This is a genomic window from Pseudomonas sp. HMSC063H08 (assembly GCF_001813645.1).
In the GTDB taxonomy this organism is placed as follows: domain Bacteria; phylum Pseudomonadota; class Gammaproteobacteria; order Pseudomonadales; family Pseudomonadaceae; genus Pseudomonas; species Pseudomonas aeruginosa.
The window spans coordinates 1-22,105 of the sequence record NZ_KV813486.1 but is presented as its reverse complement, the minus strand read 5'-3'; the positions used below and the strand labels follow the sequence as shown (position 1 = coordinate 22,105).

The 22,105-nt window shown below is 62.5% G+C and carries 17 protein-coding genes and 2 pseudogenes; 11 read left to right on the top strand and 8 right to left on the bottom strand.

What is annotated here, in order from left to right; genetic code table 11:
- The 4 genes and pseudogenes from HMPREF2924_RS37040 to HMPREF2924_RS34645 form a co-directional block, all read left to right on the top strand.
- Nucleotides 1–99 (top strand): annotated as a pseudogene (locus HMPREF2924_RS37040) (hypothetical protein); the annotation flags it as partial.
- Nucleotides 100–502: 403 nt separating this feature from the next.
- Nucleotides 503–859 carry a hypothetical protein gene (locus HMPREF2924_RS20300; protein WP_169311288.1) on the top strand — a complete coding sequence of 119 codons (357 nt, stop codon included), beginning with the start codon at nucleotides 503–505 and terminating at the stop codon, nucleotides 857–859.
- 549 nt (nucleotides 860–1,408) lie between these two features.
- The gene (cdiI, locus tag HMPREF2924_RS20295; RefSeq protein ID WP_031690644.1) at nucleotides 1,409–1,771 is read left to right on the top strand and encodes a ribonuclease toxin immunity protein CdiI; all 363 of its coding nucleotides are present in this window, start codon (nucleotides 1,409–1,411) and stop codon (nucleotides 1,769–1,771) included.
- A 419-nt stretch (nucleotides 1,772–2,190) separates the two neighbouring features.
- Nucleotides 2,191–2,742 (top strand): DUF6990 domain-containing protein, encoded by a 552-nt coding sequence (locus HMPREF2924_RS34645; protein WP_071543059.1) that lies wholly within the window; start codon nucleotides 2,191–2,193, stop codon nucleotides 2,740–2,742.
- 234 nt (nucleotides 2,743–2,976) lie between these two features.
- Here HMPREF2924_RS34645 and HMPREF2924_RS20290 read toward each other — a convergent pair whose 3' ends face one another.
- From HMPREF2924_RS20290 to HMPREF2924_RS20255, 7 genes are all read right to left on the bottom strand, one after another.
- Nucleotides 2,977–3,309, bottom strand: a complete 333-nt coding sequence (locus HMPREF2924_RS20290; protein ID WP_019485599.1) for a hypothetical protein — start codon at nucleotides 3,307–3,309, stop codon at nucleotides 2,977–2,979.
- On the bottom strand, nucleotides 3,302–5,971 hold the full coding sequence (locus HMPREF2924_RS20285) for an RHS repeat domain-containing protein (protein WP_023094709.1): 2,670 nt from the start codon (nucleotides 5,969–5,971) through the stop codon (nucleotides 3,302–3,304). The genes HMPREF2924_RS20290 and HMPREF2924_RS20285 overlap by 8 nt, the downstream gene beginning before the upstream one ends.
- 14 nt (nucleotides 5,972–5,985) lie before the next feature.
- Nucleotides 5,986–7,641 carry a DUF6531 domain-containing protein gene (locus HMPREF2924_RS36515; RefSeq protein ID WP_256567966.1) on the bottom strand — a complete coding sequence of 552 codons (1,656 nt, stop codon included), beginning with the start codon at nucleotides 7,639–7,641 and terminating at the stop codon, nucleotides 5,986–5,988.
- A gap of 75 nt (nucleotides 7,642–7,716) precedes the next feature.
- Nucleotides 7,717–8,850: a DUF6531 domain-containing protein gene (locus HMPREF2924_RS36510; RefSeq protein ID WP_369700459.1), complete on the bottom strand. Its 1,134-nt coding sequence runs from the start codon at nucleotides 8,848–8,850 to the stop codon at nucleotides 7,717–7,719.
- 513 nt (nucleotides 8,851–9,363) lie between these two features.
- Complete coding sequence (locus HMPREF2924_RS20265; protein WP_003136315.1) at nucleotides 9,364–9,891, bottom strand: GNAT family N-acetyltransferase; 528 nt, start codon at nucleotides 9,889–9,891, stop codon at nucleotides 9,364–9,366.
- A complete protein-coding gene (locus tag HMPREF2924_RS20260) occupies nucleotides 9,888–10,739 on the bottom strand; it encodes a class I SAM-dependent methyltransferase (protein ID WP_003089732.1) in 852 nt (283 codons plus the stop codon). Before HMPREF2924_RS20260 ends, HMPREF2924_RS20265 begins: the two co-directional genes overlap by 4 nt.
- 53 nt (nucleotides 10,740–10,792) lie before the next feature.
- Nucleotides 10,793–11,014 (bottom strand): YgdI/YgdR family lipoprotein, encoded by a 222-nt coding sequence (locus HMPREF2924_RS20255; protein WP_003089729.1) that lies wholly within the window; start codon nucleotides 11,012–11,014, stop codon nucleotides 10,793–10,795.
- Nucleotides 11,015–11,170: 156 nt separating this feature from the next.
- Here HMPREF2924_RS20255 and HMPREF2924_RS20250 point away from each other — a divergent pair, with 156 nt between their 5' ends.
- The 3 genes from HMPREF2924_RS20250 (at nucleotide 11,171) to HMPREF2924_RS20240 (ending at nucleotide 15,488) form a co-directional block, all read left to right on the top strand.
- A complete protein-coding gene (locus HMPREF2924_RS20250) occupies nucleotides 11,171–12,751 on the top strand; it encodes an alpha/beta hydrolase (RefSeq protein WP_003105800.1) in 1,581 nt (526 codons plus the stop codon).
- Nucleotides 12,752–12,953: 202 nt separating this feature from the next.
- Nucleotides 12,954–13,871: a hypothetical protein gene (locus HMPREF2924_RS20245; RefSeq protein WP_003105796.1), complete on the top strand. Its 918-nt coding sequence runs from the start codon at nucleotides 12,954–12,956 to the stop codon at nucleotides 13,869–13,871.
- Nucleotides 13,872–13,952: 81 nt separating this feature from the next.
- Nucleotides 13,953–15,488 (top strand): sigma-54-dependent transcriptional regulator, encoded by a 1,536-nt coding sequence (locus HMPREF2924_RS20240; RefSeq protein WP_003105794.1) that lies wholly within the window; start codon nucleotides 13,953–13,955, stop codon nucleotides 15,486–15,488.
- Between the two features lie 7 nt (nucleotides 15,489–15,495).
- Here the strand turns inward: HMPREF2924_RS20240 and HMPREF2924_RS20235 are convergent, their stop codons facing one another.
- The gene (locus tag HMPREF2924_RS20235; RefSeq protein WP_023124730.1) at nucleotides 15,496–17,238 is read right to left on the bottom strand and encodes an amidohydrolase; all 1,743 of its coding nucleotides are present in this window, start codon (nucleotides 17,236–17,238) and stop codon (nucleotides 15,496–15,498) included.
- A 122-nt stretch (nucleotides 17,239–17,360) separates the two neighbouring features.
- On the opposite strand from HMPREF2924_RS20235, the gene HMPREF2924_RS20230 reads away from it, so the two are divergent.
- The 4 genes and pseudogenes from HMPREF2924_RS20230 to glyA form a co-directional block, all read left to right on the top strand.
- On the top strand, nucleotides 17,361–18,284 hold the full coding sequence (locus HMPREF2924_RS20230; protein ID WP_003089722.1) for a LysR family transcriptional regulator: 924 nt from the start codon (nucleotides 17,361–17,363) through the stop codon (nucleotides 18,282–18,284).
- 258 nt (nucleotides 18,285–18,542) lie between these two features.
- On the top strand, nucleotides 18,543–18,926 hold the full coding sequence (gene gcvH / locus HMPREF2924_RS20225) for a glycine cleavage system protein GcvH (protein ID WP_003136323.1): 384 nt from the start codon (nucleotides 18,543–18,545) through the stop codon (nucleotides 18,924–18,926).
- 10 nt (nucleotides 18,927–18,936) lie between these two features.
- The gene (gene gcvP, locus HMPREF2924_RS20220; RefSeq protein ID WP_023124731.1) at nucleotides 18,937–21,816 is read left to right on the top strand and encodes an aminomethyl-transferring glycine dehydrogenase; all 2,880 of its coding nucleotides are present in this window, start codon (nucleotides 18,937–18,939) and stop codon (nucleotides 21,814–21,816) included.
- Between the two features lie 142 nt (nucleotides 21,817–21,958).
- Nucleotides 21,959–22,105 (top strand): annotated as a pseudogene (glyA, locus tag HMPREF2924_RS34635) (serine hydroxymethyltransferase); the annotation flags it as partial.

Sequence of the window (22,105 nt, the reverse complement as noted above, 5' to 3'; positions counted from 1 at the left end):
GAGTCACCTGTTTCCGGTAGTATGAGTTCGCAGCTCGGGGCAGTGGGGGACTTGGGTCGGCTGGGTGGGGGGCAAAAGGAGTTCAAAAACTTCCTGAACTCGGTGGGGTTGATACGTTTCTTAGCTCTCAAGCAGCAAATTTAAACAAGAAGTTGGGTGCGAAAATAGGTGAAGGCAGACTGCCTTACGAGGCCAGTCGCGCTGGTGTTGAGCAGGCCAAGCTAGCAGTTAAAGAAACATTGGAGAACGCTACCGCTGTTAGTGACATAATTCCTAAGTCGGCTGTCCGAGGGAGTTATGACCTTGTTCATGTTTACAGCTCTAAAACTAATAGCAGTGTTAACCTACGAGTGTTGCCCGGCGGCAAATATGAATTCGACACTTTGATTTCAGTGAAATCCTCAAAATTTTAGTCGCGGGGTTTGGCCTTATGATCATTGGTGAGAAGATTTTTGAGTTTAGATTTCGGTCGTTCTTTATGTCGGGGTCTTTGGTTTGTAAAATGTTGGTTCTGTTTCTTAGGTTTTCAAGATCGGGATGGGTTTCATTAGATATTGGGGAAGGTGTGTTAAGGATTTTGTCTTTTGGCTCTGAACCAAAGCTGTTGGGGCTGGATGAGATTTCCGATGACTTTGCGTACCCGATCCAGAGTTCGAATGAATTGGATAGATATTTTGGCAAGGACCTGCTTGCTGTTTACAAGTATCTTTTTTCGGATGTGGAAGATGGTTGTGTCGGCGTGTATTTCGATTTTGGAGATTGTGGTTTTAGCGTTTTGGAGTTAGAGGATAACTTGTCCATAATTGATGGCGTGGTTAGAGTTTCAGATGACGTGGCTTTATCTAAGTTAGAGATTTAGATGGGGCAAAAGCAACAGGCGGGAAGCCCACCGTTGAGCTGTTCGGCGGGAAGAATGCGCAGACTCTCGGCGCAATAAACGTAGATATCCGCGCCGATATTCAGACCATAAAGGGGACAGATTTATTTTCCCTACTCTAATTCTCTGAGCAGAGAGGCTCCAGTGCAGACACCGTAAGGAGGCTCCGCGATGCCCTAGGTAAGGGCGATCGGTTTAGCGAGTTATTCGCTTTGAGTGGTTTGGCGTGGGCGGTTGCTGAAAATTATAGTAGTAAAAATAAATCTGTCCCCTTTTTCCTTTATGATCGGGCAGGGAATATTGTTGAATTTAAAGACAAAATTTCCCGAAAACTGTTTATGATCCGAAAATATTTACTGATCAGGGAATCCTTGATCTAGGGCAGCAGGCCGCAGCTGGCGGCTATAAGGGCGCGCTATCTAAAGGGCTGAGTAAATATGACTCTGTTGCCGGGGGTGTCACTTTTAGGGTGTATTTAGATAAGTTCACAGGAGCGGTGACAAGTTTCCACCCGAAGTAAAGGAGGTGCTTGTGAAAGAATTGTTTGGTCAGCCATACAGCGAGTCAGACCCTTATTGGGTCGTTAAAGGGTATTTTGACAGGATGTATGATGATGGCTACTTCATTGAGGCGGTTGGCTATATCGTGAAGAGATGGGGGTTCAGTACGGATGGGGCGTACTGTAACTTCCCTGATGGAAATAGTCCGTTTGATGAGGAGCACTTCGAGGGGGTTGAGTTTTCTTATGGCTATCCCCCGAAGGATGAAGACACCATTGTTGTGAGCGAGGCTGTTTGTTCTAAGTTCATTCGGCTCGCTTGTGAAAATTATCTTCAGCGCCATCCTGAAGATACTGAGAAAGTAAAAGAGCTTTTAGATAAGCTGTCTTTCTGATCCCTGACCGATATACTCCGTAGCCATGAACAGATTGAATCGTCAAAAGCCTCTATTCAAGTTCCTGGACGTGTTCAGTCACGTGTTAACTTGATGGCCGGTGGCAAGATGCGGGTTGAGCGAATAAATGGGCAGATGTATTTTCCCTACCCTGATTTCTGAGCAGGGAGGCTCCAGTGCAGACGTCGTAAGGAGGCTCCGCGATGCCTAGGCAGAGGCGAGTGGTTTTACTGAACTATCCGCTTCACGTGGTTCAGTGTGGTAAGATCGGCAGTGGTATGCAGTGGGAATGAGAAATATAAACACTAGTCAAAATTAGAGTAGGAAAAATAAATCTGTCCCCTTTTCTGTCCCTTTCCTCAAGAAGGCTATCCCAATGGAATTCCGGTTGAGGTCATGAATTTTCCAGGTGCTAAGTAGTGAAAGAAATAGAGATATTGTCAGCTCTAGAAGGGCTTGGCTGGAGATGCGACAAAGATGAGGCTGGGGATTATTTTTGCCTAATGGACATTGGTGAAGTCCAGGTTCAGATTATTCCAACTATAGGGAAGCGCTCTGATCATTTTAGGGTTTCATTAATGCCATCTGTTTCTACGAAGAATTTTACGGCGGCAGTTGCATTCGTTTTGGGTGAGGCCAGTAATTATGTGCCGATTATTGTGAGTAATGACGTGCCGGAGAAAATAGTCGATTTCTCACTGGATGATGTCGTTAGACTTTCTCAAAGTGCTATATCTTGGGCTTCTGCTCAAGATATAGAAAAAGGCTTGGCAGCTTATAGAGCTTTGCCAACAAATTCGAAGGGTGCTATGCCGTTGCGGCACTTGGCAGCTTTGGCGATAGCTGGAGACGTTAGCTGTCTTGCAAATTATCAATTCAGCTTCGAGCAGGGTGACAGATTAGGGTTTGTTCCGTATATCACCCAAAACATGATAGAGCGCGCTCTCTTGATTGCGCGAAATGTGCGTTGACGCTAATTACCCAAAGCGAATAAAGGGGGCAGATTTATTTTCCCTGCTCTAATGCTCTGAAAAGGAGGTTCTAGACGCCGTAGGGGGACTCCGCGATGCCTCGGTAAGGGCGATTGGTTTAGCGAGTTATTCGCTTTGAGTGGTTTGGCGTGGGCGGTTGCTGAGATTATGGTAGTAAAAATAAATCTGTCCCCTTTTCCCGCCCTTTCCCAGAAGATTATCTTTAGAGCTTTCTCAGTTTTTTATTGTAAACTGTAAAATCATCAAGGCGATGAGTGCAATAATTAAGGTGAGGAAAGTTGATTGCAGGTAGAGGAGTTGCCTCCCTATTTTTCTGATTTCGTTATTTTCCAAGGCATTGTATTGCTTTCGGAATATAAATTTCTCAAGCTTGAATCCGTCTATTTTTACTAGATAGGATAAGAAATACCCTGATGGCCTGCCAAGCTTCTCCCAGGCGTTTGGCTCTTCTTTCTTTAAAGTTCTTATGAATGTTGTTCTTTTTAGCTCTAATACTACCAGTGTGATGGCGCACAGAACTGCTATTATGTTGTAGAGGCTACTCATTGCCGCTTCCTTCTTTTTCGCAGCTTGGTGCTCTATTGCACTCTTGGCTGCAAGATGCTCCGCAGATCATTACTATTGTGCTATTGCATACTACTCCCCCAAAGAACGGGGTGGTGGCTTTGCTACATAGAGCTCCCACAAGGAAAGACTTTCCATTTCCAGTAAATTTTTTCTTGCACTCTAATGTACATGTGCAGTTGGTGTCAGGTGTGTAGATCAAGTTGTCCGTAGGGTTTGGTGAAAGACCATGCTTGTCGCTTTTTGCAGTTGGATTGTTATCGGAGTATGTGTAGTTATGATTCGGCGTGAATCCATGTTCCCAATACGGAGTGGCTTGCAGCATGCTCTCGCCAGAATTTAAAAATGTCATTTCAGGGTTGTTTAGCTTTCTTAGAGTTTCTACAGGATCACTCTCCACATACCGCCCAGTCTCCGGATCATAGTCGCGGAAGTAGTTGTAGTGCAGCCCGCTCTCCGCATCGTAGTACTGCCCGGGGAAGCGCAGGTTGACCTGGGTGCTGCCCTGGCTCAGCGCTTCGCCGCGGCCGAAGGCGTCGGACTGCCACTGCCAGGCGATCTGGCCGCTGGCGTCGGTGGCCAGGCGCGGGGTGTCGAGGTGGTCGCCATGGAGGTAGAGCAGGGTCGGGTTGCCGACCTTGCCCTGGGCGTCGTAGTCGGCGTCGATGGTGGCCAGCGGCAGGCTGTCCAGCCACAGGTAGTACTGGGCTCGCAGTTTCCGGCCGCTGCCGTCGTGTTCGGCTTCGCCGAGCAACTGGCCGTCGGGACCATAGAGGTAGGTGGTGACGCTCTCGGGGGTGAGCTTGACGATGCGCTGGCCGAGGGCGTTGTAGCGGTATTCGGCGACCTGCTGGCCGTCGAGGCTGACGCTTTGCAGGCGGCCCTGGGCGTCGTAGGCCAGTTTGCGCGCGGCGCGGTCCTGGGTGAGGTTGCCGGCGGCGTCGCTGGTCACCGCTTGCGCGCCGATGGCGGTCAATCGGTTGCTGTCGGGCGCGTACTGGTAGTCCTGGCTGCTGGCGGTGCCGCCTGAGGCGGGGTTGTCGCTGCGTTGGGTGCGGTTGCCGACCGCGTCGTAGGCATAGCTGCGCCCGCCCTGGACGCCGCGTTCCTCGGTCAGGCGGTCCAGCGGGTCGTACTGGTAGTCCAGGGTGCCCCAGAGGCTATGGCGGTGCTGCTGGATATTGCCATTGGCATCGTGCTGGTAGTCGCTCTGCCAGGGGCCGACCTTCTGCCGCAGCAGTTGGTAGTCCTGGTCGTACTCGCGGCTGAGGGCGATGCCGTTGCCCCAGGTCAGGCGCTGCAGCGGGCCGAAGGGCAGGTAGGCGATCTGCCCGACCAGGGGGCTCGGCGCCTTGTCGCCTACTGCCAGGGTCACGCTGGCGACCTGGCCGCCGGCGTTGCGCGGGTAGCCGATGGCGAGGCCGGAGGGGTAGCCGATCTCCAGCAGTTGGTTGGCCGCGTCGTAGCGGTAGGTCACGCGGTCGAGCAGGGTCTGCTGGTCGAGGCGGATGCTGCGTACCTGCTCGACCAGGTTGCCGCGCTCGTCGTAGCGGTACACCAGGCTGTCGCGGGCACCTTCGATGGCGCCCAGGCGGCCGATGCCCTGGTTGCCGTCGGCGGTGAGGTCGTAGCGGTACTGTACGTCGAGGCTCGGGTCGCTCGGCGAGCGGCGCTCGACCAGCCGATTGAGGGCGTCGTAGCGATACTCGGTGACCGCACCGCGAGCGTCGGTGCGGCGGATGACGTTGCCGGCGGCGTCGTGCTCGAAGGTGGTGGTGCCGCTGTCCGGGCTGACCAGTCGGGTCAGGTTGCCGAGGCCGTCGTATTCGTAGCGGGTGGTGACGCCGCGCGGGTCCTTGACCTCGGTGAGGTTGTCCTGGGCGTCGTAGGCGAGTTGGGTCTTGCCGCCGAGAGGATCGCTCTGGCCGACCAGCCGGTCGAGGGCGTCGAAGGTCTGGCTGTGGGCGAACTGGCGCGGGTTGGTTTCGCCGACCGGATTGTCGTTGAGGTCGTAGGCGAAGCTGCGTGTCTGGCCGCCGGCGCCGACCGCACGGAGCAGCCGGCCAAGCTCGTCGTAGGCCCATTGCTGCTGGCGCACCAGGCTGCCGCTGGCGTCCTTGATGCGCTGGGCGGTGCGATTGCCCTTGGTGTCGACGTCGTATTCGAGGCGTTCGCCGAGGTTGTTGCCGATCGCCACCAGGCGCCGTGCGTCGTCGTATTCGTAGCTCAGCCAGCTGCCGTCGCCACGGGTGACGCGGGTGATCTGGCCGACCGCGTCATAGTCGAAGCGGGTGGTGCTGCCGGCGGTGCTGACGGAGGCCAGCCAGCCGTCGACGCCGGTGTAGGCGAGGCTGCTGGTGACGCCGTTGGCATCGGTGATGCTGCCGGGCTTGCCGCGCTCGTCATAGTCGCCGAGGCGGGTGACCTGGCCGAGGGCGTTGGTCACCTGGGTCAGGTTGCCGCGACTGTCGTAGGCATAGAGGGTGACGTCCTGCACATCGGTGCGCGGACCGTCGGCGCGCTCGATCAGGCCGAGGGCGTTGTAGCTGTAGCTCCAGGCGCGCTCGGCCGCCTGGGCGGGCAGGGCGAGGGCGCAAGCCAGGGCGAGGGCGCCGAGACGAGGGAAGTATGGGGGGATGCGCATGGGTGTCGTCCTTGTCAGCGGGTGGTGACGGTCTCGCCGGTCTTGCGTCCCTCGGCGTCGTACTGGTAGCGGGTGATCCGGCCGGGCTCGCTGACCTGCACCGGGAGGAACAGGGTCGGGTGCCAGTCGGTTGTGATGGTGCGCGTCTGCGCAGTGCCGGCGGCCTCGGTGCGCGAGGTTTCCAGACCGCGGGCGTTGTACTGGTAGGTGGTCAGGTTGCCGTTGTTGTCGCGTTTGCTGGCCAGTTGACCGCGGCTGGTATAGGTGAAGGATGAGTTGCTACTGGGGCAGTCGACCGAAGGCTCGCCAATTATCGCGATGATACGTTGGAGACCCTGTAGGTTTTGGAATCGATAACGGGTCACTTTGCCCAGTTCGTTGGTAACGGTAGTCGAACCATCATTGTTGTAGACGATTTGAATCTTCTCCATGCCGCCGGCATGTTCGCTCGAAATAGCTCTGCCTTGATCGTCGTAGGACCAAGTCGCGAATCGTATGCCGCGTTCATCGGTGAGGCCGGTTAGTAGTCGAGGATTGTGCTCGTCCTCGTAATGATAGAGACGTGTTTTGCTCACGCCATTCAAGGTGACTTGGGACTTGATCAACTGCCCACTCGTACTGTAGTCGTAACGCCCTTCAACAGAGCTTGATCGGAAACCAAGTGGCTGGTTATTCTCGTCTTGAGTGAGTTCAAGAGAATTTCCGAAGTTGTCTGTCACGAAGACCTTGTTCTGACTATAGGAGATGCTGCGCTGTACTCCCGACTGTAGGTTCTGTCGTATCAGAGCACCCCTGTCGTTGAAAATGAACTGGTCGTTGTTTTTCGCGGAATATATCCAGCGATTGTCTAGCTTGATCAGGCTGCCCAGTTCGGTTGCTTCTGCCGTAATAGTTCCGTTGTTCAGGCTGAAAGTATTTAGCCTGCCGGTCTCTCTGGTGAGATAGATGGTACTCCTCGGTAGGTCAATGTCCAAACGCATGGAGAAGTTGTGCCGCCAGTAGCCATCAAGACTGTTGTAATTTCGGCTGAGGATCAGGGCGTTCCCTCTACCGCCCCGCAGATCTATTTCTTCCTGATATTTATTGCCAATAGCGAAATTTATAGGGTTTCCTCCGTACGGCGATGGGCAAGATATATCAGAAGGACCTTTGTTCTTGGCGGGCTGTGTTTTGATAACGCAAGTTTTCCTGATCTGCTTGGGAGCGATAGTCTCAGATCTAGGCCAATAATCTTCGGGGCATGTCCATACTGTTTGAGTGCCCAGGGAGCCTGCTGGGGCTGGTGGGTTAATAGTTACGATGCCGGCAGCATTTATGCTTTGACTAATGGAGTGTCTTATTAGTGAGTGGCTATTGTATTCTCCATTGGTTTTTCCGAATATCTCACTGCCTTCTGCATGGGTGATGATGAACTTGGTACAGCTATATACTGCTTTGCTTGTGCATTGCTTGAATATTTTTTCTTGTTTTTCGTTTATCTTTAGTATTACTTCTGTTAATGTTTCTTCGATGATGGTAAGGAAGGTGTCGTTGGCGAATTTATATTTCTTTTTTGGTTCAAGAATTGCGCCGGGAGATGCGTATGTCATTGTCGAAAAAGCGGCAGCTATGCACAAGACAAGGCTTGAGTAGGTGCGAGGTGGCTCTGAGTCTAGAGGAGGTTTCGTCATGTCAATTTCTTTTGGAGTAAGCTTGTTTTAGTTTAAGGTCACTGCTGGTTCGTCTCGCATACCGAAAAGAAGTCTTCATTGGTTCGCCATGATTCCTTCACTGGTTCTGCGTCCCTCGGCGTCGTACTGATAGCGGGTGCTCCGGCTGGGCTCGCTGACCTGGACCGGGAGGAACAGGGTCGGGTGCCAGTCGGTTGTGATGGTGCGCGTCTGCGCAGTGCCGGCGGCCTCGGTGCGCGAGGTTTCCAGACCGCGGGCGTTGTACTGGTAGGTGGTCAGGTTGCCGTTGTTGTCGCGTTTGCTGGTGAGCAGACCCTGGTCATCGTAGGTGAAGGTGGAATTGCTGCCGGGGCAGTTGGGCGAGGGTTCGCCTTCGATGGCAACGATGCGCTTGATGCCCTGGATCACTTGGAAGCGGTAGGTGGCCTGCTTGCCGTATTCGTTGGTGACGGTGGTGGAGCCGTCATCGTTGTAGGCGAGGGTGACCTTTTCGGCGCCGTTGGCGTGTTCGCTGGAGATGGCGCGGCCTTGGTCGTCGTAGGTCCAGGTGGCGTAACGCGTGCCTTGTTCGTCGATGATTCCAACCATTAACCCGGCATTGCCACTGTCAGCATAGAGATACTTCCGGGTGCGGTTGAGTCCTTGGGACGTGGTTTTCTTCGAAACCAGCCTGGCGCCCCCGTCATATAGATATTCCACTTTCAGGGAACCGTTGTAATCGACGAGGTAGGGTTGTTTCGTTGCGTTCCAGGAAACGGTTAGGGTGTTTCCGAACCCATCTTTAGCCTTGGTGGTGGAGAGGTTCGGATAGGTTATCGTGATGACCTGCCCCCTGACTTTCCTCTGGATAAGCCGGCCCTGGACATCGAAAAGTGAGCTGGTTCCGTCCCTATAGTCATACCTCCAGCCTGCCTGGTCTTTTGAAAGTGTACCCGTCGTTGCGTCGGACGATATTGCGCCGTCAGTCAGCCTGAATAGTTCCTGACGACCATCGGGTAGAGATAGGGAAATATTTTCGCCTACTATTTTTAAGCCTTCCTGGAAGGTGTTCGTCCACATTCCGGTAATGCTGTTGTAGTATCTCTCGAACTGGAGAGGGGAGTGCGACGGATCTATATCGGTTTCACGTTGAAATTTATTGCCGATACTGGCATTTATAGGGTTTCCCTGGAAAGATGAGGGGCCTTGGCATCCGTTTTCGTTGGGGATTCCCGCGTTCTTTCGATCGGAGACGTCAGTGGGGCACTCGTACCGGCCATTGAAAAGGTTGTATGGGCAGCCAGTTGGAGGAGCCTGAGTAACGTTTACAGCCGTGCCGGAGCCCCCCCACCAGTTAGGATTTCCGTAGGTAGCAGTGCCGGATGTAGCTGCTAGCGGAGACTTTCTGAATATGCTGATGCTGCAAAAAAATGAATTGTATCGGGCATCTATAAGTGTTTTTCTGCTGATGTACCCTAGAACTACGTGACCACCCTTCAGATTGCTATCTATATAGTACCTGTCGCTGGCCGCGCAAGCGGCTTCGAGCGAGGGTTGTCGCCTATCTGGATATGGCACGTGTCCAGGTTGTCCAGGGGCTGGTCCTGAAACTGAAAGCTCCCAGCCTTCCTCCGCATGCACTACGGCGATGAATGTATTTAACAGGAGAAAAGCGAGAGCTTTGTACATTTCCATTCCTTGAAGTCTATTTGCACTGCTGATTATCAACGAGACTCAGCATCACTATAGATTGAACACCAGATGAACATCCTCCGGCTCCAACCGATACAACTCCTCATCCGGTTCCATGCACAGCCGGCATCCGAGTCTCGTATAAAAATCCACCGTGTTCTGCGACGGCGTAGCCGAAACGTAGAGCGCGCTGGCGCCGAGGTGGCGGGCCTGGGTGGCGGCGAGGTGGAAGAGGTGGGCGCCGAGGCCGCGGCGGCGGTAGGCGTGGCTGAGGTGGAGGAACTTCAGTTGCAGCCAGTCGCGCTCGGGGCCGAGGTGGCGCGGGTCGAGGACTACCGCGCCGATCAGGTGGCCCTGGTCGAACAGGCCGAGGAACCAGCCGCCGCGGTCGAAGCAGTCGAGCAGGATCGGCGTGTAGTGCTCGGCCTCGCCCTCCGGCCAGCCGCGCATGTCGTAGAACTCGGGGCGCAGCACCAGTTGGCCGGCCTCGACGGAATACAGGTGTTCGATCACTTCGCTGCGGTCGATCTCCCAGACCAGGGGGATTTCGTCGCGGCGCAGCAGGCGTTCTTCGGTCATCGTGGTTTCCTTGCGCTGAGGCCGTACATCAGCGGCAGGCGCGGACGATCGGCGGGCGGCAGCATGCGTCCGCCGCCGCCGTCGCGCATGCCGTCGAAGCCGGCCCAGCCGTTGGCGTAGGGGTATTCCTCCAGCCGTTCGAGTTGCAGGCCGGCGCCGAGCAGGGCGCCGATCACATCGGCCAGGCCCCACTGGAACTCGTAGCTGGGATGAGGGTTGCTGAAGTTCTCGACGCCGGCGCGGTAGCCGGAGGGCGCCAGGCTGGCGCCGGACTCGGCGACGTAGTCGCTGACGCCGCTCTCGGCGATCGGCTCGCGGCTGAAGTAGTCGTAGGCCGGTTGCCAGTGTGGGTCGAAGTACAGGGCGAAAGGGTGGAACTCCACCAGGACGAAGCGCCCGCCGGGAACCAGTACCTGGGCGATGCCGTCGGCCCAGCGCTTGAGGTCGGAGAGCCAGACCAGCGTGCCGTAGGAGGCGAAGACCCGTTCGAAGCGTTCGCCACGGGTGGCGGCGACGGGCAGCCAGCGGAGGATGTCGTCGCGCTGGAAGTCGGCGGCGATGCCGCTGTCGCGGGACAGCTGGCGGGCGAAGTCGATGGCGCTGTCGGCGATGTCGACCCCGGTGACGCGGGCGCCAAGGCGCGCCAGGCTCAGGCTGTCCTGTCCGGCGTTGCATTGCAGATGCAGCAGGCGCAGGCCGTCGAGATGGCCGAGCAGTTGCAGTTCCTCGGGATAGAGCGTGGAACCGCCGTTGCGGAAGAAGGCGGCCTGGTCGGCCTTGTGGCTGTTGTGCGCCCGGGTGGCGGCGTTCCACGACAGCCGGTTGGCCTCGTGCAGGTCGGATCGCATGGTTCGACTCCTTCCCTGGAGTGCGCCACCGCGCGGATGGCGGGTCCGGGGGATTACATGTCCTTGATGCTGCGCACCTGGTCCTTGTTGACGCGGGTGCGCTTGCCGTCCAGTTGCTCCAGTTCGTAGAAGCCGGAACTACGATCATAGCGCGGGGTATCCACCGCCTGGATCTCGCGGCCATCGTTGAGGGTGACGATGGTCGGGGTGGAGCAGCCGGCCAGGACGGCGAATGCGGACGAGAGCAACAGGGCGGGCAGCAGACGGGAGGTCATCGGAATTTTCCTTCGGACGGTTTTCGAGGCGGCGGATTCTACTCCAGTCGCGGCGCAACCGCTCTAGCCTGGATCACAGCGGCAAATTTCCGCTGTGATCGTACGTCTCTTCCGGTGAGCCGCCCGGATGGCGGCGCCTATTCGAAGGGAGATTCCATGTCTGCCGTTTCCACCTCGTTGTTGCTTTTCCTCAACCTGCTGACCCCGGCTCAGGCCGCCCAGCCCGTGCCGCTGGCCGATGGCCGCATCGAGATCGCTGCCGGCGAGAGCCGCCAGCGCTACCTCGACCTTGCCCCCGGCGAGTTGCAGTTGCTCGACCTGGAGGTCGACCGCGGCCGCGTCCGCCTGCGCGCCACCACGCCCGACGGCAAGGCGTTGCGCGCGACGGAGCTGGCCGGACGCCAGTCGCTCGGTCTGCAGGCCGGCGAGCGCCAGGGCCTGCGCCTGACCTTCAGCGCCGACGAAGACACCGCACTGACCCTGATCCCCACCCAGCGCCTCACCCCGCAGACCCCGGCGCTTGATTCGCCGGCGCCGCAGAGCCCGACCCTGCAACGCCTGCAGGCGGAGCTTGCGGAAAAGCGCCCCGGCGCGCTGAAGGCGTTCTGGAAGCAGGTGGCGAAGCAGGGCACGCCGTTGGTGGAGCCGCTGGATGCCGAACGTGTGCTGGTCACCTTCCTCTGGCGCCAGCAGCGTCCCGGCGACGTGCGCCTGCTGTGGCCGACCCCGGAGGTCAACACCCGCCGCTTCGAGGCCCTGGCCGGCAGCGACGTGCGCTACCTGAGCCTGCCGCTGCGCCGCGACGCGCGGGTTTCCTACCAGCTCAGCGCCGACCTGCCGGACCTGCAACAGGCCGATCGCGGCACCTTGCGCCTGGCGTTGCAGGCGGCGGCGCGGCCGGACCCGCTGAGCCGTACGCCGTGGCTCAACAGCCGCGCGCTGCCGCGGGCCGAGCAGGCCTCGCTGGTGCAGCTCGGCGGCGCCCCTGCCGAGACCTGGGACCAGCCGCGCAAGGACGTGCCGCGCGGCAAGGTGGAGCGCCTCGGCTATAGCAGCCAGGCCCTGGCCAACCAGCGCCAGCTGACGCTCTACACGCCGCCGGGCTACGACCCCGAGGGCCAGCGCTATCCGCTGCTGGTGCTGTTCGACGAGGACCACTACGCGCGCGACGTACCGACCCCGACCATCCTCGACAACCTGATCGCCGCCGGGCGCATCCGCCCGACCCTGGCGGTGATTGTCGGCAATGTCGACGCCAGCAGCCGGGGCCGTGAGCTGCCCTGCAACGAGGCCTTCGCCGACATGCTCGCCCATGAGCTGCTGCCCTGGTTGCAGCAGCGCTATGCATTGAGCGAGGAGCCTGCCGATCGCGTGCTTTCCGGTTCCAGCTACGGCGGACTGGCCTCGGGCTGCATCGCCTACCGTTATCCGGAACGCTTCGGCAAGGTGCTGAGCCTGTCCGGCTCGTTCTGGTGGGGGCCGGACGAGCAGCAGCCGCAGTGGCTGGTACGGCAGTTCGCCGCTGGCGAGCGTTTGCCGCTGGCGTTCTTCCTCAGTTCCGGCCTGCTCGAGGAGCCCGAGGCGGACGGCATTCTCGGCAGCAACCGCAGCCTGCGCGCGGCGCTGCAAGGCAAGGGCTACCCGCTGCACTACCGCGAGTTCCCCGGCGGTCACGACTACGCGGCGTGGAGCCTGGAGCTTGCCGAAGGGTTGCAGGCCTTGTTGCCGGCGCATTGAGCCGGCTGGCTGGCGTGGGGCGGATAGCCGCTTGCGGTTATCCGCCGTGCCGCGGCCTGGAGATGGGGGAAGGCTGTCCGGAGCGTATTCGCAATGCCCACCGCGTTGCGGAATCGGAAAAAATCGTCCAGGGCCATTTGCCAGCGTCGGCGGATAGGGGACAATCGGCGTTCGCCTCAATCGAACGACAAGGATGTTCTCGATGCGCCGACTCTTGCGCCCGGTATTCTGCGCCGCGCTCTTCTGCCTGTACCCAGCGCTGGTCCAGGCTGCCGCAGAAAGCGAAATCCTCGGCCTGTTCCAGCGCTGGCAGGCCGCCCACGGGCAGCGCAGCGGCAAGGCCCTGGAAGGGGTCTATGCGCCGCGCCTGGACTACTATGGCCGCGCGCAGACGCGCGAGCGCACCCTCTCCGCCAAGCAGGCCTTCTTCGCCCGCCATCCCGACTTCGAGCAGCGCATCGTCGCTGCGCCGCAGATCGTGCCGGGCGACCAGGAAGGCCGCTACGAGGTGCGCTTCGTCAAGCAGGTACGCCTCGACGGACGCCTGCGCAACTATCCGGGGCTGCTCCTGGCCGAGCGCGCCGGGCCGGGCGATACCTGGCGCTTCGTCGGCGAGAGCGACGAGATCACCCGCTACGCCGTCGACCCGCGGTACACCCCGCTGGCTCGCGGCCGCTTCGCCGGTACCGAGGCGGACTTCGCCTGGGTAGTGGCCCACGCGCCGAACAGCGCCGCCTTGTGCGACGAATACGAGGATTGCCGCTGCGACCTCTGGAGCGCCGACGCGCGCGTCCCGCCTAAGCCGCTGGGCAGTTGCACCGGCGCGGTGCTCAGCGTCCTCGGCGACCTCGACGACAGCGGCCGCGAGCGCCTGCAACTGCTGCGTACCTGGTGGACCAGCACCTGGACCAAGTCGTCGCTGCTGGAAATCCGCGACGGCCAGTGGGTGCGGATGCTGCCGGACATCTCCACCACCTGGGACGATGCCGAGGCCGAGCTGGTGCTGTACAAGGCCGACCCGCAGCAGCCGGGCCGAGTGCTGGTGACCGAAACCGTGATGGACGACGAGGGCGACTGGAGCCACCGCACCCGCAGCGAGGCGCTGCGCCCCGTACCCTGACGCCGGCCCCTTGGGCTGGGCGGCGCCAGGCCGTACAATCGACGGCTTTATGGCGAGCGTCGCCGCAGTCCAGGTTCCCGCATGCGCATCCACGTCTCCTTCATCGACCGTGTCGGCATCACCCAGGAGGTGCTGGCGCTGCTGGGCGGGCGCAACCTGAACCTGGATGCGGTGGAAATGGTGCCGCCGAACGTCTACATCGACGCGCCGACCCTCAGTCCCGAAGTGCTGGAGGAACTGCGCGCAGCGCTGCTGGGCATCCGTGGCGTGCAGGCGATGACCGTGGTCGACATCCTTCCCGGCCAGCGCCGCCGCTTGCAGCTCGATGCGTTGCTGGCGGCGATGGCCGATCCGGTGCTGGCGGTGGACGGCAAGGGCCTGGTGCTGCTGGCCAACCCGGCCTTCAGCGAGCGCTGCGGACGCGACCCGGCCGGCGAGAGGCTGGCCAGCCTGTTCGACGATGAAACCCTGGAGGATGCGCTGGTCGAGCAGGGCTTCCGCCTGCCGCTGCGCGAAGTGACCTTCATGGGCCAGGCCCTGCTGCTCGATGCCACGCCGATCACCGAAGGGCCGGGCGAGGGCGAGCGGCACCTGGCCGGCGGCCTGTTGACCCTCTACGAACCGAACCGCATCGGCGAGCGCCTGGCGGCCTTGCACCATGACCATGCCGAGGGGTTCGAGATGCTCCTCGGCGATTCCCAGCCGATCCGCACCCTGAAGACCCGTGCGCAGCGCGTGGCGGCGCTCGACGCGCCGCTGCTGATCCACGGCGAGACCGGTACCGGCAAGGAACTGGTGGCGCGCGGCTGTCACGCCCTGAGTGCGCGGCACAACTCGCCGTTCCTGGCGCTGAACTGCGCGGCGTTGCCGGAGAACCTGGCCGAAAGCGAGCTGTTCGGCTACGCCCCCGGCGCCTTCACCGGCGCCCAGCGCGGCGGCAAGCCAGGCCTGCTGGAGCTGGCCCACCAGGGCACGGTGTTCCTCGACGAGATCGGCGAGATGTCCCCCTATCTGCAAGCCAAGCTGCTGCGCTTCCTCAGCGACGGCAGCTTCCGCCGGGTCGGCGGCGACCGCGAGGTGAGGGTCGACGTGCGGATCCTCAGCGCCACCCACCGCAACCTGGAGAAGATGGTCGCCGAGGGCAGCTTCCGCGAGGACCTGTTCTACCGCCTCAACGTGCTCAGCCTGGAAGTCCCGCCGTTGCGAGAGCGCGGCCACGACATCCTGCTGCTGGCGCGGCACTTCATGCAGCAGGCCTGTGCGCAGATCCAGCGCCCGGTGTGCCGGCTGGCGCCGGGCACCTACCCGGCGCTGCTGAGCAACCGCTGGCCGGGCAACGTGCGCCAGTTGCAGAACGTGATCTTCCGCGCCGCTGCGATCTGCGAGAGCAGCCTGGTGGATATCGGCGACCTGGAGATCGCCGGCACCGCCGTGGCGCGGCAGAACGACGGCGAGGTGGGCAGCCTGGAGGAGGCGGTGGAGGGCTTCGAGAAAGCCCTGCTGGAGAAGCTCTACGTCAGCTATCCATCGACCCGCCAGTTGGCGGCGCGCCTGCAGACCTCGCACACCGCCATCGCCCACCGCCTGCGCAAGTACGGCATCGGTCCGCGCGCCTGAAGCGGGCTCAGCCCTCGCTGGAATACACCGGCTTGCCGGCGAACCAGGTCTTCAGCACTTTGGTTTCGCCCAGTTGCGTCTCCGGCACCTCGAACACGTCGCGGTCGAGGACGATGAAGTCCGCCTGCTTGCCCGGCTCCAGGCTGCCGATCCGGCGCTCCAGGCCGATGGTCCGCGCAGCGTTGCGGGTGTAGGCGTAGAACATGGTCTGGCGGTCCAGGCGTTCGCCGGCATTGAGCACGCCCTGCGGGCCCTTGCGGGTCACCGCCTGCTGGATGGCCTTCCACGGCGACAGGCTGGACACTGGCCAGTCGCTGGCCCCGGCGATGGTCGCGCCCTTGCTCAGCAGGGAGTGCGCCGGGTACTGGTAGCGGTAGGCGAAGGCGCTGATGTAGGGCTTCATCAGGTCCACCGTGGTTTCGTCGGCGGCGGCCCAGTACAGCTGCATCGAGGCGATCACGCCGAGCGGCCTGAAGCGCTCGAATTCCTTGGGATTGACCAGTTGCAGGTGGGTGATCGAATGGGCGATGCCGCTGTCGCGGTCGCGCCGCGCCTGCTGCATGCCGTTCAGCGCCTCGCGCACCGCGCGGTCGCCGATGGCGTGGACGTGGACCAGCCAGCCGCGGGCGTCGGCGGCGCTGACCAGTTCGCCGAAGTGCGCCGGGTCGATCAGCAGTTCGCCTGTCTTCCTGCTGTTGCGGTAGGGCTCGAGGAGCGCGGCGGTCTGCGTCGGGTATTCCGGTACGCCGTCGGCGAACACCTTGATTCCCGGCAGGGTCAGGTTGGGGCTGCCGAGGAAGCGCTGGCGCACCTTGTCCAGCACCTCGAGGTCGGCCGGCCGGCTGCGTGGATTGGCGACCAGGAGGGCGGCGACGTGGGCGCTGAGTTCGCCGCTCTTGGCCAGCCGCTGGTAGACCGGTAGCACGCCGACGGTGTTCTCGTCGGGCCTGAGGCTGAACAGGGCGTCGCCCGGCGAGCCATTGGCGGCCGGGTCCATCCATGCGGTCAGGCCCAGCGAGTTGCTGTAGCGCACCGCGCTGCGTCCGGCTTCTAGCATCTGTTCCGCGCTCGGCGCCGGCAGTACCGCGAGCACCGCGTCGAGACCGGCATCGGCGAGGAAGCCGTTGGGGGTGGCGTCGGCGTCGTGGCCGATGGTGTTGCGCTGTTCCTCGGGCAGGGCGCGGACCCGCGCGGCGTCGATGCCGGCGCGTTTCAGCATGGCGGCGTTGGCCCAGCCGGTGTGGTGGTCGCTGCCGATGAAGGCCAGCGGCTGGTCGGCCCATTCGCCGTGGTCGAAGCGCGCGCGGAAGTCCTTGACCTGGCTCCAGTAGGCGGTATGCATGCCGCTGACATTGAGCATGTCGCCATGTCGCGCCTTGCCGTTGTCGCGCCAGGCGCGCAGGCGCCGTTCCAGTTCGTCGAGGCCGACCTGTTCGTTGCCCATGTCCGCGCCGGCCAGCTCCAGGCCGCCGAACACCGCGTGCGAATGGGTGTCGATCAGGCCGGGCATCAGGCGCTTGCCGCCGAGATCGACGACCTGGCTGTCGCCATCGGCCAGGGCGCGCAGCCCGGCCTCGTCGCCGACCGCGAGGATCCGCCCGTCCTCCACCGCCAGGGCCTCGGCGAAGGGTTGCTGCGGATTGGCGGTGAAGATCCTGGCGTTGACCACCAGCAGGTCGGCGGCGCCGAGGGCGTGCAGGGGGATGGCCAGGCAGGCGCCGGCGAGGAGGGTGGGAATCCGTTGCTTCATGGTGGTTTCCTTTGCTTCTTGGTCTTGTGTAGCGTGGCCCGGGCAAGGCGAGACTAGCCAAAGCGCCGGCCCGGCAGAACCGGGCGCGGCGCACAACACTTGTGCCGGAACGGAAGGAGTCGATGGACAAATTGAATGCCCTGGCGATGTTCGTCGCCACTGCCGAAACCGGTAGCTTCAGCCGTGGCGCCGAGCGCCTGGGCAAGACGCCCTCGGCGCTGACCAAGGCCGTCGCCCACCTGGAAGCGGAACTCGGCGCCCGCCTGTTCGAGCGCACCACCCGCAGCCTGGCGCTGACCGAGGCCGGGCAGATCTACCTGGAGGCGGCTCGTCAGTCCCTGGAAACGCTGCGCACGGCGGGACAGGAGATCGAACTGCTGGAGTCGGAGTTGCGCGGCGAACTGCGCCTCGCCGCGCCGCCGTCGTTCGCCGCGGCGTTCCTCCAGCAGGCCTGCGCCAGCTTCCTCGAGGCGCATCCGCGGATCAGCCTGCGGGTGGACCTCGACGAAACCTTCCTCGATCTCAGCGAAGGCGGCTACGACCTCGGCCTGCGCGACGGCCCCATCGACCTGCCGGGGCTGGTGGCGCGGCCGCTGGCGCCGAACCAGATCGTGCTTTGCGCCAGCCCGGCCTACCTGGCGCGGCAACCCGCGCCGCAAGGCCCGGAGGACTTCGAGCGGCACGCCTGGCTGGTCTTCCAGCACCCTTCGCTGAACCAGAACTTCTGGTGGATGGAACGCGACGGCGCCCGCCAGCGTATCGACCAGCCGCGCCCGCGACTGGCCAGCGACAACTACGACTTCCTGCTCGCCCACCTGCTGGCCGGGCTGGGCCTGCAGTTCTGTCCGCAGTGGAGTGTCGCGCCGCTGCTCGGCGAAGGGCGGCTGGTGCGCCTGCTCGGCGACTACCACTTCGACCCGGGGCCGTTCGGGCCCTCCATCCATGTCCTCTATCCGGGGCACCGGCGCAACACGCGGAAGGTCCGCGCGTTCCTCGAGCACCTGCGCGCCAGCTTGCAGCGACAGGGGCTGTGCCATCGGCTGTAACGCTTCGGTTACGAGTGGAACGAATTCGTTCCGATTGCAGGAAAAACCTTTGCTATCAGGCGTTTGCGCTCTGGTTCGGGAAATGTCCGGCGGGTCTGTAACGAAAGCGTTCCATGGCGGCCCTGTCCGGGTTTCCCCCGCGCCCGGCCACGCCCCGTGGCGACAGGGCCGGGGCCGCTTGGCACCCTGCTTGCTACGGGCTGCCGCAGAACAAAGTCCCGTCCCGACCGGGCGACCCGCTGACAATGAGGATCCAGCATGAGCAAGTTGCGCTTTACCACCGACCACGAATGGCTGCGCCAGGACGACGACGGGCTGCTGACCGTCGGCATCACCGCCTACGCCCAGGACGCCCTCGGTGACGTGGTATTCGTGCAGTTGCCGGAACTCGGCGAACACGCCGCCGGCAGTGAAGTGGCGGTGCTGGAGTCGGTCAAGGCCGCCAGCAACATCCTGATGCCGCTGGACGGCGAGGTGGTGGCGATCAACGACGCGCTGCCGGACGCCCCGGAGCTGGTCAACCAGGATCCGCTCGGCGAGGCCTGGTTCTTCCGCTTCCGTCCGGCCGACTCCGGCGCCTGGGAAAAGCTGCTCGACCAGGCCGCCTACGACCGCCTGCTGAACGCCAACGCCGACGCCTGAGGATCCCGTCATGACCGATAACCTGAACCTCGGCGCCATCGACCTGGGCACCGACGACGAATTCATCGCCCGCCATATCGGCCCGCGCGCCGCCGACACCCAGGCCATGCTCCAGCGCCTGGGCTACGACTCGCTGGACGCGCTGATCGGCAACGTGATCCCGGACAGCATCAAGGGCAGCAGCGTGCTCGACCTGCCGGCCGGCATGGGCGAGGCCGAGGCGCTGGCCAGCCTGAAGGCGATCGCCGCGCGCAATCGCGCGTTGCGTTCCTTCATCGGCCAGGGCTACTACAACTGCCACACCCCGGCACCGATCCTGCGCAACCTCCTGGAGAACCCGGCCTGGTACACCGCCTACACGCCGTACCAGCCGGAAATCTCCCAGGGCCGCCTGGAGGCGCTGCTGAACTTCCAGACCCTGGTCAGCGACCTCTCCGGCCTGCCGATCGCCAACGCCTCGATGCTCGACGAGGCGACCGCCGCCGCCGAGGCCATGACCTTCTGCAAGCGCCTGTCGAAGAACCGCACCAGCCAGGCATTCTTCGCCTCCCGCCATTGCCACCCGCAGACCCTCGACGTGCTGCGCACCCGTGCCGAGCCGCTGGGCATCGAGGTGGTGGTCGGCGACGAGAGCGCCATCGAAGACTTCTCCGCCTACTTCGGCGCGTTGCTGCAATACCCCACCTGCGACGGCGAGATCGTCGACTATCGCGAACTGGTCAGCCGCTTCCATGCGGTCGATGCGCTGGTCGCGGTGGCCGCCGACCTGCTGGCGCTGACCCTGCTGACCCCGCCGGGCGAGTTCGGCGCCGACGTAGCCATCGGCAGCGCCCAGCGCTTCGGCGTGCCGCTCGGCTTCGGCGGCCCGCACGCGGCCTATTTCGCCACCCGCGACGCCTTCAAGCGGGACATGCCGGGACGCCTGGTCGGCGTCTCCATCGACCGCCACGGCAAGCCGGCCTACCGCCTGGCCATGCAGACCCGCGAGCAGCACATCCGCCGCGAGAAAGCCACCAGCAACATCTGCACCGCCCAGGTACTGCTGGCCAACATCGCCAGCATGTTCGCCGTCTACCACGGCCCGCAGGGCCTGCTGCGCATCGCCCGGCGCACCCACCGGCTGACCGCGATCCTCGCCGCCGGCCTGGAGCGCCTGGGCGTGGCCGTCGAGCAGAAGCATTTCTTCGACACCCTGAGCCTGGTCACCGGCGCGCGTACCGCGGCGATCCATGCCAAGGCCCGCGCCGCCGGGATCAACCTGCGCGAGATCGATGCCGGCCGTCTCGGCCTGTCGCTCGACGAGACCGTCCGCCAGGCCGATGTGGAGACCCTCTGGGGCCTGCTGGCCGAAGAGGGCCAGGCGCTCCCGGACTTCGCCACCCTTGCCGCCAGCATTGGCGACCGCCTGCCGGCCGCGCTGCTGCGCCAGTCGGCGATCCTCAGCCACCCGATCTTCAACCGCCATCACTCGGAAACCGAGCTGATGCGCTACCTGCGCAAGCTGGCGGACAAGGACCTGGCGCTGGACCGCACGATGATCCCGCTGGGCTCCTGCACCATGAAGCTGAACGCCGCCAGCGAGATGATCCCGGTGACCTGGGCCGAATTCGGCAACCTGCACCCGTTCGCCCCGGCCGAGCAGAGCGAAGGCTACCGCCAGCTCACCGACGAACTGGAGGCGATGCTCTGTTCCGCCACCGGCTACGACGCCGTGTCGTTGCAGCCCAACGCCGGCTCCCAGGGCGAGTACGCCGGCCTGCTGGCGATCCGTGCCTACCACCAGAGCCGCGGCGACAGCCAGCGCGACATCTGTCTGATCCCGTCCTCCGCCCACGGTACCAACCCGGCTACCGCCAGCATGGTCGGCATGCGCGTGGTGGTGGTGGCCTGCGACGCGCGCGGCAACGTCGACGTCGAGGACCTGCGCAACAAGGCCAGCGAGCACAAGGAACGCCTGGCCGCGCTGATGATCACCTATCCGTCCACCCACGGCGTGTTCGAGGAAGCGATCCGCGAGATCTGCGCCATCGTCCACGACTGCGGCGGCCAGGTGTACATCGACGGCGCCAACATGAACGCCATGGTCGGCCTGTGCGCCCCGGGCAAGTTTGGTGGCGACGTTTCCCACCTGAACCTGCACAAGACCTTCTGCATCCCCCACGGCGGCGGCGGCCCGGGCGTCGGCCCGATCGGCGTGCGCGCGCACCTGGCGCCGTTCCTCCCCGGCCACGGTCGCGGCGAGCGCAAGGAAGGCGCGGTGAGCGCGGCGCCGTACGGCAGCGCGAGCATCCTGCCGATCACCTGGATGTACATCCGCATGATGGGCGGCGAAGGCCTCAAGCGCGCCTCGGAAATGGCCATCCTCAATGCCAACTACATCGCCCACCGCCTGGAGGAGCACTACCCGGTGCTCTACGCCGGCGGCAACGGCCTGGTCGCCCACGAATGCATCCTCGACCTGCGTCCGCTCAAGGACAGCAGCGGGATCAGCGTCGACGACGTGGCCAAGCGCCTGATGGACTTCGGCTTCCATGCGCCGACCATGTCCTTCCCGGTGGCCGGCACGCTGATGATCGAGCCCACCGAGAGCGAGTCGAAGGCCGAGCTGGACCGTTTCTGCGACGCGATGATCCGCATCCGCGAGGAAATTCGCGCGGTGGAACGCGGCGAGCTGGACAAGGAAGACAACCCGCTGAAGAACGCGCCGCACACCGCCGCCGAACTGCTCGGCGAATGGAACCATGCCTACAGCCGCGAGCAGGCCGCCTATCCGCTGGCCAGCCTGGTGGAGGCCAAGTACTGGCCGCCGGTGGGCCGCGTCGACAACGTCTACGGCGACCGCAACCTGACCTGCTCCTGCCCGCCGATCGAGGCGTACAGCGAGGAGTGACGGACGAGGAGGGCGCCGCCAGCGGCGGCGTCCTCGCGTTTCCGGCGATACCCCTTTCCCGGCGCCGCGCTTGCGTAGCGGCGCCGCGGCCACGCTCGCGCCAGCGAGCGTCCTGACACCGACACGACAAGAGGCCAGCGCCATGTTCAGCAAGCACGACCAGCTCCAGGGCTACGACGACGAACTGCTCGCCGCGATGGACGCCGAAGACCGGCGGCAGGAAGACCACATCGAACTGATCGCCTCGGAGAACTACGCCAGCAAGCGGGTCATGCAGGCGCAGGGCAGC